The 17,193-nt window shown below is 45.1% G+C and carries 9 protein-coding genes and 2 pseudogenes; all 11 read left to right on the forward strand.

The features are described from left to right. The first annotated feature begins 8 nt into the window (after nucleotides 1–8). Complete coding sequence (locus tag ACQ86K_RS06005) at nucleotides 9–1,910, forward strand: glycoside hydrolase family 88 protein (RefSeq protein WP_091172664.1); 1,902 nt, start codon at nucleotides 9–11, stop codon at nucleotides 1,908–1,910. 24 nt (nucleotides 1,911–1,934) lie between these two features. Then, the gene (locus ACQ86K_RS06010) at nucleotides 1,935–3,428 is read left to right on the forward strand and encodes a tagaturonate reductase (RefSeq protein ID WP_091172352.1); all 1,494 of its coding nucleotides are present in this window, start codon (nucleotides 1,935–1,937) and stop codon (nucleotides 3,426–3,428) included. A gap of 12 nt (nucleotides 3,429–3,440) precedes the next feature. Continuing rightward, a pseudogene (locus ACQ86K_RS06015) lies at nucleotides 3,441–5,093 on the forward strand (UxaA family hydrolase). A gap of 285 nt (nucleotides 5,094–5,378) precedes the next feature. After that, complete coding sequence (locus ACQ86K_RS06020) at nucleotides 5,379–6,392, forward strand: zinc-binding alcohol dehydrogenase family protein (protein ID WP_091172348.1); 1,014 nt, start codon at nucleotides 5,379–5,381, stop codon at nucleotides 6,390–6,392. A gap of 134 nt (nucleotides 6,393–6,526) precedes the next feature. After that, a pseudogene (locus ACQ86K_RS06025) lies at nucleotides 6,527–7,746 on the forward strand (MGH1-like glycoside hydrolase domain-containing protein); the annotation flags it as partial. Nucleotides 7,747–7,818: 72 nt separating this feature from the next. Beyond that, nucleotides 7,819–8,073: a glycosyl hydrolase family 65 protein gene (locus ACQ86K_RS06030; RefSeq protein ID WP_431200799.1), complete on the forward strand. Its 255-nt coding sequence runs from the start codon at nucleotides 7,819–7,821 to the stop codon at nucleotides 8,071–8,073. A 239-nt stretch (nucleotides 8,074–8,312) separates the two neighbouring features. Beyond that, nucleotides 8,313–10,154 carry a hypothetical protein gene (locus tag ACQ86K_RS06035; RefSeq protein ID WP_431199989.1) on the forward strand — a complete coding sequence of 614 codons (1,842 nt, stop codon included), beginning with the start codon at nucleotides 8,313–8,315 and terminating at the stop codon, nucleotides 10,152–10,154. Continuing rightward, on the forward strand, nucleotides 10,117–11,052 hold the full coding sequence (locus tag ACQ86K_RS06040) for a hypothetical protein (RefSeq protein WP_431199990.1): 936 nt from the start codon (nucleotides 10,117–10,119) through the stop codon (nucleotides 11,050–11,052). The genes ACQ86K_RS06035 and ACQ86K_RS06040 overlap by 38 nt, the downstream gene beginning before the upstream one ends. Before the next feature lie 5 nt (nucleotides 11,053–11,057). Continuing rightward, the gene (locus tag ACQ86K_RS06045; protein WP_091172343.1) at nucleotides 11,058–13,865 is read left to right on the forward strand and encodes a glycoside hydrolase family 95 protein; all 2,808 of its coding nucleotides are present in this window, start codon (nucleotides 11,058–11,060) and stop codon (nucleotides 13,863–13,865) included. 3 nt (nucleotides 13,866–13,868) lie between these two features. Next, entirely contained in the window at nucleotides 13,869–14,678 is an 810-nt protein-coding gene (locus ACQ86K_RS06050) for a sugar-binding domain-containing protein (RefSeq protein ID WP_431199991.1), read from the forward strand. Beyond that, nucleotides 14,672–17,164 carry a malectin domain-containing carbohydrate-binding protein gene (locus ACQ86K_RS06055; protein WP_431200800.1) on the forward strand — a complete coding sequence of 831 codons (2,493 nt, stop codon included), beginning with the start codon at nucleotides 14,672–14,674 and terminating at the stop codon, nucleotides 17,162–17,164. The genes ACQ86K_RS06050 and ACQ86K_RS06055 overlap by 7 nt, the downstream gene beginning before the upstream one ends. Nucleotides 17,165–17,193: the final 29 nt, after the last annotated feature.

Below are 17,193 nucleotides of genomic sequence, written 5' to 3' on the forward strand. Positions count from 1 at the left end.
GCTGTATAATGAAGAAAATATTATTGTTATGTGCTTCCCTGTTCGCGGGCCTGGGGCTCAGGGCGCAAACGCTGCCATGGTCACAGCGGATGGCTAACACGGTTATGCATATCTGGGCAGATTCGCTGCCGGGCACTAACTGGTCGTACGACCAGGGGATTGTGTTACAAGGGCTGCAAAGCGTTTGGCAGCAATCGGCCCGGAGTGAATATTTTACTTACATCCAGAAATCGATGGACAGGTATGTGGGGGCAGATGGATCCATCCGTACCTATAAAGCCAAAGATTATACGTTGGATAATATTTTATCAGGCCGGAGCCTGTTATTTCTACACCAGGTATTAGGTACTGAAAAATACTACAAAGCTGCTTCATTACTTCGCAGACAGCTGGACGAACAGCCAAAAACTCCTGAAGGCGGTTTCTGGCATAAAAAAAGATACACTAACCAAATGTGGCTCGATGGCTTATACATGGCCGAGCCTTTTTATGCCGAATATGCTTCCCTTTACCATGAGGATGCGGATTTTGACCAGATAGCCGATCAGTTTATTTGGATGGAGCAGCATGCGCGCGATGCTAAAACAGGTTTGTTGTATCATGCCTGGGATCAGAGCAAAAAAGAACGCTGGGCTAACCCGCAAACCGGTCTTTCGGCCAGTTTATGGGCCCGTGCCGATGGTTGGTATGCTATGGCACTGGTTGATGTGTTACCCTATTTCCCGGCCAATCATCCTAAACGTGCAGCGCTCGTTGCCATTTTAAAACGCCGTGCTGTAGCTATACAAGGCAGTCAGGATGAAGGCTCTGGTTTGTGGTACCAGGTGCTTGATAAAGGCAGCAAGAAGGGTAATTACCTGGAAGCATCGGCTTCGTGCATGTTTGTGTATACGTTGGCTAAAGGTGTAAGGGAAGGCTATCTGCCTCAAAAATATTTGCCTGCTGCCCGAAAAGCTTATGATGGCATCATCAAAAACTTTATTGAAACCGATGCCGATGGACATGTAAACCTGAAAGGCACGGCAGGTGCTGTAGGCGTAGGCGGCGAACCTTATCGCGATGGCAGTTACGAATACTATACCGGTGTAAAGACTGTCTCCAACGAAACCAAAGGTGTTGGTTCATTTATGCTGGCCAGTGTAGAGATGGAACGTTTAGCCAATCTGAATGCAGGTAAAGGCAAAACCGTACTTTTAGATAGTTATTTTAATAACGAATACCATAAGGATATTACCGGTAAAAGTATCCCGTTCCACTACAAGTGGGAGGAACAGGATAATAACGGATTTTCGCTTTTTGGACGGATCTTTAATAATTACGGATTACATACCAAAACTTTAAGTGAGGCGCCTGATGATGTCAATCTGAAAAAAGCGGCAGCTTATATTATTGTTGATCCTGATATTCCTAAAGAAAACCTGGACGCTAAATATATCGAAGAACCACATATTAAAGCCATCAGTAATTGGGTGAAAAATGGCGGCGTACTGGTGGTTTTAAATAACGATACCGGTAATGCCGAATTTGTACATCTGAACAAGCTAATGGCCAAGTTTGGTATCAGCTTTAACCTAAATAGTGTTAACAGGGTGGTCGGCCGCAATTTTGAGCAGGGAGCTATAAACATCCCTTCGGATAATTCCATCTTTAAAACAGCGCGTAAGATTTATATCAAAGAGTTGAGTACCCTGCAGCTAATCAAGCCCGCTGTACCGCGGTTAACTAACGGCAAAGACATCATCGTAGCTACCGCCAAATATGGTAAAGGCACTGTGTTTGCCGTTGGCGACCCCTGGTTTTATAACGAATATACAGATGGCCGAAAGCTGCCGGCCGACTATGACAACTTTAAAGCAGCCAACGATTTGGTAGGCTGGTTGGTGAAGCAAATTCCTCAAACAAAAAAATAGTAACTTATTACAATTCAAAAGAACATGATATTATCAAGATATAACCTGAACAAAACAACAGTGCCGGCAGCAGAATTACCTCCTGTCAATGTATTTGACCTGCCCGAAAAGGTGCTGCAATTTGGTACCGGCGTACTGTTGCGTGGCTTGCCCGATTACTTTATCGACAAGGCTAACCGTGCCGGAATCTTCAACGGCAGGGTTGCGGTTGTTAAATCCACCGACAAAGGTTCGACAACGGATTTCGATATGCAGGATGGTTTGTACACCATTTATTCAAAAGGCATTGAAAACGGCGAAGAAGTTAATGAGCAGGTAATCTGTTCGGCGATCAGCCGGGTGCTTTCGGCCTCAAGCGAGTGGGAAGAGATCCTGGAGATAGCACGAAGCAAAAATTTACAGGTGGTGATTTCAAACACCACAGAAGTTGGGATCCAGTTGGTAAAGGAAGATGTACGTAAACATCCGCCGGCATCATTCCCAGGCAAACTGCTGGCTATTTTATATGAGCGTTACAGGGCTTTCAACGGCAGAGCGGATACCGGTTTGGTGATTATCCCAACGGAACTGATTATTGATAACGGTAAAAAACTGGAAGCCATTGTTTTAGAGCTTGCCCATTTAAATAAACTGGAGCCAGCTTTTATGGACTGGCTGGAGAGCAGCAATAGTTTCTGCAATTCGCTGGTGGACAGGATTGTGCCCGGCAGGCCGGATCAGCAATTAAGTGACGCCATGGAAACCGAGCGCGGTTATACCGATAACCTCAGCATCATGTCCGAAACCTATAGTCTTTGGGCTATCCAGTGCGATGAGAAAATAGCCGAAGTGCTATCTTTTGCCCAGGCTGATAACGGTGTTGTAATTACGCCTGATATTGAACTGTTCAGGGAATTGAAACTCCGCCTGCTTAATGGTACGCACACCTTGAGTTGCGCCGTAGCTTATCTTTCAGGCTTTAAAACAGTTAAGGAAGCCATGGACGATGCGCATTTCACAAAATTCATCACCCAACTGATGTTTACTGAAATCATGCCATCTATCCCATACCAGATTGATGAAGATGTAGCCCGTGATTTTGGTAACAAGGTGCTCGACAGGTTCCGCAACCCCAACATCAGGCACGAGTGGCTGAGCATTTCGGTGCAGTACGCTACTAAAATTAAAATGCGGGTTATTCCGTTATTATTGAACTATTACAAACAAAATAATAAGGCGCCTCAAATGATGGCTCTTGGTTTTGCAGCTTTTATCCGCTTTATGCAGATTACCGAGACGGCTGATGGTAAATATACCGGAACAGCACATTCGGATAATTACGCGGTAACCGACGACCAGGCACCTAATTTAAGCAAAGCATGGAACGGCGCTGATGCAGAAACAGCGATTGCAGCTATCCTTAAAAATAAAAGCCTTTGGGATACCGATCTGACAACGTTACCAGGCTTTACAGAAGCAGTGACAGCACAGTTTAAGCTTATTAACGAACAGGGAAAACTGGAAATAAGCGATATTTAAATAGGAGGACAGATGAAACAGAATATATTAAAAGTGCACCCTGCCGATAATGTGCTTGTAGCACTAACCGATTTGCAGGCTAACGAGCAGGTTACTTACAAAGGTGAAACTTATATAGTAAAAGAGTTGATCCCGGCAAAGCATAAATTCGCTATGGTCGAGATTCCCGAAGGTGGCGAAATCATCATGTATGGCGTATTGGTAGGCAAAGCGCAAAGCCTGATCCCGGTAGGCGGGCTGCTTAGTACCGCCAATGCAAAACATGCGGCAAACAGCTTTTTAACAGGCCAAAGCCATACTGATTGGCACAGGCCTGATATCAGTAAATGGGAAGGCAAAACATTCAACGGCTATCACCGCGGAGATGGCAGCGTGGGCACAGCGAATTATTGGCTGGTTGTACCGATGGTTTTTTGCGAAAACCGTAACATTGAAGTATTGCAGGAGGCCCTGGTAAAACCTTTGGGTTATGGCCGCAAAAAAACATATGAGATCAAAGCGCAGGAGTTGATCGGTAAGATCAAAGCAGGCGCCGAGATAGATGAGGTTTTATACACCGAAATAGGTAGCGACACCGCTCAAAACGCCGGTAATAAAGTTTTCCCTAATGTTGATGGGATTAAATTTCTAACGCATACAGGCGGTTGCGGGGGTACCCGACAGGATTCAACTGCGCTTTGCGGTTTGCTGGCCGGGTATATTACGCACCCTAACGTTGCAGGTGCAACAGTGTTAAGTCTTGGCTGTCAGAATGCCGAAGTAAAAACACTACAGGAGGAGATCAATAAACGCTCGCCGGAGTTTAACAAACCACTTTACATTTTAGATCAGCAGAAAACAGGTAAAGAAGCCGATTTAATGGAGCTGGCTATCAGGCAAACACTTGCCGGTTTGATGCAGGCTAACCAATATACCCGTAAACCGGCTCCTTTAAGTAAACTGACCATCGGTTTGGAGTGCGGGGGGTCGGATGGCTTCTCCGGTATTTCGGCAAACCCGGCTATTGGTTATACTTCTGATTTGTTGGTGGCCATGGGCGGTTCGGTTATTTTAGCCGAGTTCCCTGAGCTTTGCGGGGTTGAACAAAACCTGATTGATCGTTGTTTGGAGAAAACTAAAGCCGAGCGCTTTGCCGATCTGGTACGTACCTACAGCCAACGGGCCGAAGAGGCCGGTTCTGGTTTTTACATGAACCCGTCGCCGGGTAATATTAAGGATGGCCTGATCACTGACGCCATCAAATCTGCCGGGGCAGCCAAAAAGGAGGTACATCACCGGTAGCTGATGTATTGGATTATCCCGAAAAAGTAACACAGCCGGGGCTAAACCTGTTGTGTACCCCGGGTAACGACGTGGAATCGACCACGGCCGAGGTTGGGTCGGGCGCTAATATCGTATTGTTTACTACCGGTTTGGGTACGCCAACCGGCAATCCAATAGCTCCGGTTGTAAAAATCGCCACTAATACTGCATTATTTAACCGAATGAGCGATATTATTGATATCAATACCGGTACTATTGTAGAAGGTGACGAGAACCATTGAGCAGGCGGGCGAACGCATCCTGGATTATGTGGTAAAAGTAGCCAGCGGCGAAATTGAAGTTCACGCTGTACGCCACGGTCAGGATGATTTTATCCCATGGAAAAGAGGAGTTTCACTTTAATTTGATATTTATTTCTCCGTGTTCGTGGAGACACGAACACCCGGTAGATGAGCATAAATAAAACTTCATTGCCGTTGGTTTTAACCAACGGAATAATGAGCCGCGAAAAGAGGGCTTCAGCCCAAATTCGCTTATAGAGTTGGGCTAAAGCAAGAATATTTTAGTTTTTTTACTGTTGGTTAAAACCAACGGCAATGAATATTTTGCATTTTAAACAGATTCTAAGCATAAAAAAGAGAAAAGCCTGAATTTGAGTTCAGACTTAGTACTACTAACTTAACACTAATGAAAATACTAACCTGTACAACACCCGGTCAATTGGATTATGGCACTGCTGATGTACCCCAATTAAAACCGGGTAATGCACTGCTTAAAATAAAACGAATAGGGATTTGCGGTACCGATCTGCATGCCTTTGAAGGTACTCAACCCTTTTTTAGCTATCCACGAATTTTAGGCCACGAACTTGCGGCCGAACTGATTGAAGCCGGCGATGCCAAAGGTTTTGAAAAAGGTGAGGCTGTTACTTTTATCCCATATTTCAATTGCGGGCATTGTATCGCTTGTCGCTCGGGCAAACCAAACTGTTGTGTAAATATCCAGGTTTGCGGTGTACATACTGATGGCGGTATGGCCGAATACCTGCAGGTCCCATCACACCTATTGGTTCATGGCGAGGGCTTAAGTTTTGATGAACTGGCATTGGTTGAACCATTGGCCATAGGTGCACATGGGGTGCGGCGGGCGGATGTAAAACCGGATGAATTTGTACTGGTTATTGGCGCCGGCCCTATAGGTTTAGGTATTATGGAATTTGCCCGCATTGCCGGAGCAAAAGTCATTGCTGCCGATGTGAACGAACAGCGTCTTAATTTTTGCAGAGAAAATTTGAAGGTTGATTATACCATCAACGTAAAAAACGAAGATGTGAGTGAGCGCCTGAAAGAGATCACCAACGGTGATATGCCTACCGTGGTGATTGATGCTACCGGCAATCAAAAGGCTATAAACGGCGCGTTTTTGTACCTGGCGCATGGCGGCAGGTATGTGTTGGTTGGTTTACAACGAGACGAACTTATTGTAAGTCATCCCGAGTTTCATAAACGTGAAAGCACCTTGATGAGCAGTCGCAACGCCACCCGCGAGGATTTTGAACACGTAATCCGTTCCATGAAAAATGGTTTGGTAAACCCGCAGACCTATATCACCCACCGGGTAACTTTTGATGAAGTAAAAGATCAGTTTGAAAGTTGGCTTAACCCGGCGAAAGGTGTTATAAAAGCAATTGTGGAAGTATAGGAAGTTGTTTAAATAAATGTAGAGACGCATAATTGCGTCTCCCGCGGGACAAGCGGCTTTGTTGGAGACGCTTTTGCAATCGGGTCGTCCTCCGGGAGACGCAATTATGCGTCTCTACAGAAGAAAATTAAATGATGATAAAGAAGACGTTTTTTACCGGGTTCTTTTTTTGCGTGATAGGAAGTGCTTTTGCGCAACAAAAGCATGTGTTGGGTTTTGATAAACTGAAAACCTATGTGAACAGCTTTAATAAAACCGATACCGAAACGGTAAAGAACTACGTCACCAATGACCATGCTTACGAATGGCTGACCAAAAATGTACCTTTATTTGATTGCCCGGACTCGGCTATTCAAAAAATCTATTATTACCGCTGGTGGACATTCAGGAAACACCTGAAACAAACACCCGATGGCTTCATTTTCACCGAATTTATAACGCCGGTTAGCTTTACCGGCGTTTATAATAGTTCAAGCAGTGCCCTTGGTCACCAAATTTATGAGGGGCGCTGGCTGCATGATCCGCAATACCTCAACCAGTACATCAATTTTTGGCTTTATGTTGATCCCAAACAAAAGAAACCGCATTTGCACGCATTCAGCAGTTGGATTGATGATGCGGTTTATAATTACTACCTCGTAAACCCTGATAAAAAATTTGTTCAACAGGCTTTGCCTTTACTCAATACTGATTATCACGTTTGGGAAACGGAGAAACAACTGCCATCCAAGTTATTCTGGCAGTTTGACGTGCGCGACGCGATGGAAGAAAGCATTAGCGGCGGCCGTAAAGTCAAAAACATCCGTCCTACTATTAACAGTTACATGTACGGCAATGCTGTGGCGTTATCAAAAATGGCGGCCCTAACCGGCAATGATTCACTGAAAACAAAATACACTCAAAAAGCTATCGACCTTAAAAAACTGGTGCAGGACAGCTTGTGGAACGATAGCGCGTCCTTTTTGAAGTACGTAAACCCGACGGGCATTTTGCCAATGCCCGCGAAGAATTGGGTTTTATCCCCTGGTATTTTAAGCTACCCGATGATAAACCAGCTTATGCCAAACAATGGGATCAGCTAACCGACACCAAAGGTTTTAACGCCCCATGGGGAATTACTACTGCCGAGCGCAGGCATCCGCTATTCCGTACTCATGGTACCGGGCATGGCTGCGAGTGGGACGGCGCTGTATGGCCTTTCGCCACTACGCAAACATTGAAAGGATTGGCTACCCTGCTTACCGGCTATCAAAGCAAAGGGACAATGACACCCGGTATTTTTTATAATGAACTGCATAAATACGCCCTTTCGCACATTAAACGGGGACAGCCTTACCTTGGCGAGTACCAGGACGAAAAAACAGGTTACTGGCTTAAAGGGGATAACCCAAGAAGCAGCTATTACAACCACTCCGGTTTTTGCGATTTGATCATCAGCGATCTCGTTGGCCTGAAACCTCGTGAAGATAATCTACTCGAAATCTTCCCGCTTATCCCTAAAAATCAATGGAAATGGTTTGCGTTAGACAACGTGCTTTATCACGGGCATACTATCAGCGTGGTATGGGATAAAAACGGCACTAAATATCACAAAGGCAAAGGTTTTATCATTTATGCCGATGGAAAGATGATATCCCGGAGTACGCAACTGAAACATGTGCTGGTGAAACTCCCGGTGTAAATCCTGACTCATTTTCTCTCTTTTTATAAGCTTGCGGACTTTAATGATGATAATATCGTATAGTAGATAGAGAAAATATCAGATGAAATTGCAGCAGTGTACTGATATTTTTGAATACTATACAACCAATTAAGTTCAAAACCCGAGAGCTGGTTTCAGAAGCTAATTCGCTTCAAGCGTTGAAAACCGGCTCTGCGTATGCCTGTCTAAATACCAATGAAAATGAAGCTGTTTAATCGTTGCCTGCTACTGTTGCTCATATTGATCTCTTGTTTTCATTCTCCCTTACAAGCACAAGTTCAATCAAAAAAATAACCATTGTTACTTTACCCAAGCACCATGCAAGGATAAGTTATGGTGTGCAAAAGTTAACGTTTGCTTTAAAAAACGCAGGTTATTTGGTTACTGAACGACCCTACAAAGGGGCGCTTCCTTCCGGTAACACCATAATTGTTGGTCTGCTTACCGATGCTTCGATTAAGAAATTGGCGGGTAGTCCAAATAATCAACCTGGAAAAGAGGGTTTTATCATCAGTGATAACGGTCTTAAAAATAAATTGCTGATAGCAGGTGCCGATAATTCCGGTGCGCTTTATGGCTGTCTTGAACTGGCAGATAGGATCGACTTAAATAAAAAACTCCCTGTAAATATAAACCTGCATGATCAGCCCGAAATGGTTTTGCGGGGGACTTGCATCGGTGTGCAAAAGCCTGCGTTACTTCCCGCTCGCGGCACTTATGAGTACTCTTACACGCCGCAAAATTTCCCATGGTTTTATGATAAGGTTTTATGGATCCGTTACCTGGATTCGCTGGCGCATAACCGCATGAACTCACTGTATTTGTGGAACGGGCACCCTTTTGCTTCGCTGGTAAGAGTTAAAGAATATCCTTATGCTGTTGAGGTTGATGATGCTACTTTTAAGAAAAACGAAGAGATCTATAGTTTTTTAGCCGAAGAGGCTGATAAGCGTGGGATTTGGCTTATCCAGGGTTTTTACAATATCATCGTCTCCAAGCCCTTCGCCGAAAAAAATAACCTAAAAACGCAGGATAGGAACCGGCACATTGTACCCGTCATCGCCGATTATACCCGTAAATCAATAGCTGCTTTTGTTGAAAAATACCCTCATGTTGGATTGTTGATTACGCTGGGCGAAGCCATGGAAGGTGTAGGTCAGGATGATATCGACTGGTTTACGCAAACCATTATTCCGGGCGTAAAAGACGGATTAAAAGCCCTGGGGCGCACAGATGAGCCGCCGATTGTGCTCCGTGCGCATGATACCGACGCACCTGCGGTGATGAAATACGCCAAACCTTTATATCACAACCTGTACACCATGGCCAAATACAATGGTGAGGCACTTACTACGTATGAACCACATGGTCCCTGGGCTGATCTTCATCGCACTTTGAGTAATATCGGTACCGTACAAATAGAAAACGTCCATATCCTTGCCAACCTGGAGCCTTTCCGCTATGGATCGGCCGATTTTATTCAGAAATGTGTGCAGGCCATGCATACCGTTTATGGGGCAAATGCCCTGCACCTGTATCCGCAGGCATCCTACTGGGATTGGCCTTATACAGCAGATAAAACTGATGGTAAGCGTCTGCTGCAGTTGGACAGGGATTGGATCTGGTACAAGGCATGGTCGCGCTATGCCTGGGATAGCAAGAGGGACAGGGCTAGCGAAATAAACTATTGGTCAAAACAACTGGCCGATAAATATGGATGCGACCAGGCTCATGGCGAAGCCATCTTAAAAGCTTATGAACAATCAGGCAATATCTCACCCGAGTTGTTGCGTCGTTTCGGGATCACCGATGGTAACCGCCAAACCATGACTTTGGGGATGCTGATGAGCCAGCTGGTTAATCCTGAAAAGTACGGTTTGTTTTCTTTGCTCTATAACTCCGAAGGTCCGGTTGGTGAAATGATGAGCGAGTACGCCGAGAAGGAGTGGAAACAACAATCACATATTGGCGAAACACCGGTTAAAGTTATCGATAGTGTAATAGTGCAAGGGGAAAAAGCTGTTGAGGCTATCGACAGAAGCATCTGCACAAGTAACTAAAGATAAAGTCGAGTTTGCCCGCTTAAAAAATGATATGTATTGCTATAACGCAATGGCCAATAATTATGCTTACAAGGCAAAAGCGGCTTTATGGGTGTTGCGCTATAAATATTCAGATAATGTTGCCGATCTGGAAAAGGCTTTACCCGAGTTGCAAACCAGTCTGGATTACTATAAACAGCTGGTAAAGCTGACTGAAAATACCTACCTGTATGCTAATAGCATGCAAACCAAGCAACGCAAAATTCCAGTTGGAGGTAACGATGCCAAAATGAAAACCTGGGCCGAGCTTTTGCCGGTTTACCAAAAGGAACTGGACAATTTTAAACGCAATATTGATTCGCTGAAATCGCCTCAAACACAGCAAAAGCAAAAGGAGGTTGTAGTTTTGAAAGATGCGCTTGTGAGGTTTGAAAATAGTGGAAGTAGCAGTTATCAGGTCAAAGCTGGCGAAGTGGTATTTTCCGATACAGCAGCAGCCATCAAAAATATCGCAAAAGAACTGGCGGCTTTAAAAGGGATAAAGCTATCTAAAGGAGATCAGCAGAAGAACGGTACAACAATCAGTTTTAAAAATGATAGACCGGTAAAGGTGCTGGTTGGCTTTTTCAATAGCAAAATGCCTCAATACCTGCCCGAGCCGCAATTGGAAACGGATGCCAGCGCCAATGATTTTGGCCAGGCCGATATTAAGATTGCCAATGCCATTCAAATTGATGGCTTGCCGCCTGTAAATATTCATACCTATACCTTCAAAGCGGGGTCAAATAAGCTTACTTTAGGTAAAGGCGTCGCCTTGATTTTAGGTATTGTTGATGCAGATGCAAATGTACCTGTATATGACGCCGGCTTGAGCAACGAAGGTAATATTAAGGATTTACGCTGGCTTTTTAACTGATATTTATGAATAGCAGGAAGGGTTTTTGTATTGCGATTTTATTGTTTGGAGTTGTACAGGTTTTTGCCCAGCAGCCCCTGAAACTTTGGTATAAGCAACCCGCCGAAAAATGGACTGATGCCTTGCCCATTGGCAACGGCAGGATAGGAGGGATGATTTACGGCGGCGTTAATGAAGACCATATCCAATACAACGAACAAAGTCTATGGACAGGCGGCCCCCGCGATTATAACCGTAAAGGTGCCGTGAAATATCTGGAGCCTATACGCAAACTCCTCGCCGAAGGTAAGCAGGCCGAAGCAGAAGCCATGGCCCAGCAGCATTTTATGGGGATGAAGAGCAATGAAGCCACTTATGCGGTTGATTCGGCGAAATGGTTCAATATGATGAGCTCATACCATTTACCGCAGGACGTGCTATTTCATGATAATAACCTTAGAACTATCAATTTGCCAATTGAACAGGGCTGGGAAATAACACCCGGTTTTGAAGGTTTGGATGGAGCAGTTTGGTTTATTAAGCATTTTAATATTCCTTCCGGTTGGAAAGGGAAAAATATCTTGATTAGTTTAGGCAGGATACGTGATATAGACCGGACCTGGCTTAACGGAAATTACATCGGCACAACATCGGGTAACGCTTACAGGAAATACATTATCCCTTCTGATAAGGTACATATCGGCGAAAACAGGATCGCTGTACAGGTAGTTAATTTTTACGATAAAGGTGGACTTACAAGCAACGCTAAAACTTTATCTGTTTATCCTGAAGGGGAAGAGAAAAATATGGTTAGTCTTGCGGGTGCCTGGCGGTATCAGGTGCAGGATGATAACCCTCCGGCTTGCCCCCGTTACAATGCCGATTACCAGCCCTTTGCTGATTTGTACCTGCAATTTCGCAAACAGGATGTAACTGATTATAAACGCGATATGGACCTTACAAACGCCACGGCTCATGTAAGCTACAAAGCCGATGGCGTTACCTACACCCGCGAATATTTCAGTAGTGCGCCTGATCAAGTAATGGCCGTACATCTTACTGCTGATAAACCCGGCAAAGTTACACTGAAGGTTTTATTAAGCACTCTGCATAAAAACTACATTACCCGTAAAATCGATGATCACACGCTTGCGTTGTCTTTAAAAGTAAAAGACGGCGTTTTACGTGGTGTAAGCTATCTGCATATACAGGCAGCAGGTGGAAAGGTTGTAGTCGATTCAAAAAATATATCGGTTACCGGAGCTAATGAGGCTACATTTTACCTTACAGCGGCAACCAATTTTAAAAACTATCATGATGTATCGGGTAACCCGGAGGCTATCTGCAGAAAACAAATTACAGCGATAGCCACTAAGAGTTATGCAAGTATCAAAGCTGCTCACATCAGGAATTATCAACAGTATTTCAATACTTTTTCCATTGATTTAGGTAAAGGAGAAAACGCCGAACTACCGACGGATGAGCGGATCCTGAAGTTTAGCCAGTCGCCCGATCCTTCGTTTATTAGTCTGTACGCGCAATATGGCAGGTATTTACTGATCTCCTCATCCCGACCGGGCGGTGGCCCGGCGAATTTGCAGGGTTTGTGGAATAACCTGCTTACACCACCATGGGGTAGTAAGTTCACCACCAATATTAACCTCGAAATGAATTATTGGCCTGCCGAAGGACTTAACTTATCGGCTTGCAGTCAGCCGTTTTTTAGTATCGTTGATGACCTTTCCAAAACCGGGCATGAAACGGCGGTTGAACACTATGGTGCACCGGGCTGGGTATTGCACCATAATACGGATTTATGGCGCGGCACTGCACCTGTTAACGCATCCAATCATGGCATTTGGGTTAGCGGCGCTGCCTGGCTTTGCCATCAGTTATGGGAGCATTATTTATACACAGGTGATCAGGATTTTTTGCAAAAGCGGGCTTATCCCGAAATGAAAGGTGCCGCGGAGTTTTTCGCCCACTTTTTAGTGAAAGATCCTAAAACCGGCTATCTCATCAGCACGCCATCTAACTCGCCGGAGCATAGGGGTTTGGTTGCGGGGCCAACGATGGATCACCAGATCATCCGCGACCTGTTCAAAAACTGCATGGAAGCTGCCAAAGTGTTGAATATCGATAAGGCTTTTGCCGATACATTAAAACTCAAATACAGCCGGATAGCACCGAATAAAATTGGCAGATACGGCCAGTTACAGGAATGGCTTGAAGATAAGGACGATACCACGGATACCCACCGGCATGTTTCGCATATGTGGGGTGTCTATCCCGGCACTGAGATCTCGCTTAAAACTCCCGAACTGTTAAAGGCCGCCGAACAATCTATGAAATACCGTGGCGATGAAGGCACTGGCTGGAGTATCGCCTGGAAAGTAAACATCTGGGCGCGGATGCACGAGGGAGATCACGCTTATTTGATGTTAACTAAACTACTGTCGCCCGCGGATGTAACCTCGGGTAAGGAGAAAGGCGGCGTTTACCATAACCTGTTCGATGCGCACCCACCGTTTCAGATTGATGGCAATTTTGGCGGCGCCGCAGGTTTGGCCGAAATGCTTTTACAAAGTCAGGGTGATGTTATTGAACTGCTCCCGGCTTTACCAACTGCCTTACCGCAGGGCAGCATTAAAGGTATTTGCGCAAGAGGTGGTTTTGTACTTGATTTTGAATGGCAAAATGGTCGGTTGAAAAGCCTGCAGGTAATCTCCAAGCTGGGTAAAACTTGCCGGTTAAACTACGCCGGAAAGATCATCAATATTGAAACTCAAAAAGGTAAAAACTATCGCTTTAATGCCGATCTGAAACAATTATAAAAGATGGCGGCGACGAAAATCTATCATACGCAAAATTATAGGCTGATCTGCCGGGTCGCTTTTCTATTATTGCTTTGTCTGGTTAATCTGAAGGTTATCGCCCAACAAAATATCCGCAGGGATATCGCGCTAAACACCAACTGGAAAAGCATTGCCGATGATAATAACCCAAAAGCTAATGCCGGTTTTGAGCAAACCGGTTTTAATGATGCTAAATGGGAAACGGTAAATGTTCCTCATAACTGGGATACCTACGGTGGCTATCGCCGACTGAAACATGGCAACAGGCATGGCACCGCATGGTACCGCAAAATATTCCCGCTTGAAAGTAAACAAAACGATAAACGTTATTTCCTTTGTTTTGAGGGCGTTAGTTCTTATGCTACAGTCTGGCTCAACGGTAAACAGGTTGGCTATCATACGGGCGGGCGCACGTCATTTACCATTGATGTAACGGATGCTATCAAAGCAGGCAAACAAAATCTGTTATGCGTTAAGGCTGATCACCCTTCGTTTATCAAAGATTTGCCATGGGTTTGTGGGGCCTGTTCGGATGACCCCGGTTTTTCGGAAGGTTCGCAGCCGATGGGTATTTTCAGACCGGTGCATTTGATGGTTACCAATGCTGTCAGGGTGGAACCTTTTGGCGTACACATCTGGAACGATACCACCGTCCGTGAAAAATCGGCTACGCTTTATCTCGAAACTGAAGTTAAAAACTACAGTGGTAAGCCATCTGCAATAACCGTGACAAACAACCTGGTTGATGCCGCTGGCAAAACTATCGCGCAAGCAAAAGCAAAAAAATATTAAAAGCCGGTGAGGTTAATACGGTAAGTCAACAATTTTCCGATGTTAAAAACGTGCAACTATGGACATTAGAGAAACCTTACCTGTATCATGTAGTAACGGAAATTTGGGCCGATGGAAAATTGATTGACAGAACTCAAACCTCTTACGGTATCCGGTGGATTAGCTGGCCCATCGGCAGAAATAATAACGACAATCGTTTTTATCTCAATGGCAAACCTGTTTTTATCAATGGCATTGCCGAGTACGAACACCTGATGGGTAAAAGCCAGGCTTTTGAAGCGCAGGAAATCAAAGCCAGGGTAATGCAGGTAAAAGCAGCTGGTTTTAATGCTTTTCGGGATGCTCATCAGCCTCATAACCTCGCCTATCAGCAGTATTGGGATAAGCTGGGCATTTTATGGTGGCCACAGTATTCGGCACATATCTGGTATGATTCGCCGGAGTTCAGGGCCAATTACAAAGCTTTACTGGTTGATTGGGTAAAGGAACGGCGCAACAGTCCTTCGGTGATATTATGGGGATTACAGAACGAAAGCAAGTTACCGACTGATTTTGCCCGCGAATGCAGCGATCTCATCCGTAAGCTTGACCCCACAGCCTCATCGCAACGCAAAATAACAACCTGCAACGGCGGAGAAGGCACCGATTGGGACGTGCCCCAAAACTGGACAGGCACTTACGGAGGTAATCCGCTCACCTACGGCGATGACTTGAAAAAACAAATTTTAGTAGGTGAGTACGGCGCATGGCGAAGCCTTGGTTTACATACCGAAGGCCCTTTCAATGCAAATGGGCCGCTGAGTGAAGACCGCATGACCCAATTGATGGAAACCAAAGTCCGCCTGGCCGAGTCTGTAAAAGATCAGGTTGCGGGGCATTTTCAATGGCTGCTCTATTCGCATGAAAACCCTGGTCGCACACAAGGCGGCGAAGGGCAGCGGGAACTGGATAGGGTTGGCCCTGTTAACTATAAAGGTTTGTTTACACCTTGGGGGCAGCCAACCGATGCGTTTTACATGTACAGGGCCAATTATGCGCCTAAAGGTAGCGAGCCGATGGTTTACATTGTATCGCACACCTGGCCCAACCGCTGGCTTACTCCGGGGAAAAAGGATAGTATAATTGTTTACTCCAATTGCGATGAGGTTGAGCTTTTTAATGATCTCAACCATGAATCATTAGGCATACGAAAACGACAGGGGATCGGCACACATTTTCAATGGGATGGCGCGGATATTAAATATAATGTGCTGTATGCTGTGGGATATATTAATGGTAAGCAGGTAGCGCATGATGAGATCATGCTGAACCATCTGCCACAAGCACCCCATTTGCCAAAAGAGGATCCCGCTATCCTGAAGCCCGAAGCAGGTTATAACTATTTGTATCGCCTCAATTGCGGAGGACCGGATTACAACGATACCTACGGCAATACCTGGATGGCCGACAAACACCAGGATAATAAACACCAACCCGGCTCCACATCATGGACGGATGATTATCCGGGTATGCCCCAGTTTTTTGCCAGTCAGCAACGCACTTTCGATAGAATTGGTAATACGGCTGATGATGCCTTGTTCCAAACATTCAGGTATGGTTTGAATAAATTGAAATTCAACTTCCCGGTGCCGGACGGTGATTATCATATCGAACTATATTTTACCGAACCCTGGTATGGCACAGGCGGCGGGATGGATTGTTCAGGTTGGCGTTTATTTGATATAGCTGTGAACGGCAAAACCATGATCCGTAATCTGGATATCTGGAAAGAAGGTGGGTATGACAAGGCACTTAAAAAAAGTATCACTGCGCATGTTACAGGCGGGATGCTAAGCATATCTTTTCCAAACGCAGCAGCAGGCGAGGCGATCATATCCGCCATCGCCATCAGTACTTCAAATAAGACGGTAAAGCCACAACAAGGAAGCAAAGGAATAATCTACCAATTACAGGGCAACAATAAATGGGTAATAAAAAGCTGGATGGATATCGGCCAAAAACAATATACTGATGCCGGGGTAACTTTTAATGATCTGCCTCCAATATTTTATGGTGCGGATTGGATAAGTTGCCTCTTCCAACCCTCCCCGGAAGGGAGGGTTTTAAAAGTCTCCCCTTCCGGGGGCGATTTAGAGGGGGCTTTTGGTTCATTTACTCTGAATGCTGATGCCGATGTATATGTTGCTATGGATGTACAGGCATCTCAAAGGACAGATTGGGTTGCCGATTATGAAAACACCGGTTTATTTGTAAAAAATGATGCCAATGGAGGGAGTCGACTGGCTGTTTACAGGAAGCGTTTTAAAAGGGCTGATGTAGTTAAGTTAGGTGAAAATAAAAGCAGGTTCATGTACACTGTGGTGGTGCTGCCTGTTACTTCGCTGCAACCTGCTACCGATCTTCGTAAAACCATAAGTTATAAGGCGGAGACGGCTGAGATAAAAGGCGATGGTTTAAAAGCCGACACCCTGAACGGAAAAAAGTAATTAAATTTAACAGCGGTGCGGGCGGCAGT

Origin of the sequence: Mucilaginibacter sp. P19, from assembly GCF_050632265.1 — a bacterium.
Taxonomy (GTDB): Bacteria; Bacteroidota; Bacteroidia; order Sphingobacteriales; family Sphingobacteriaceae; genus Mucilaginibacter; species Mucilaginibacter gossypii.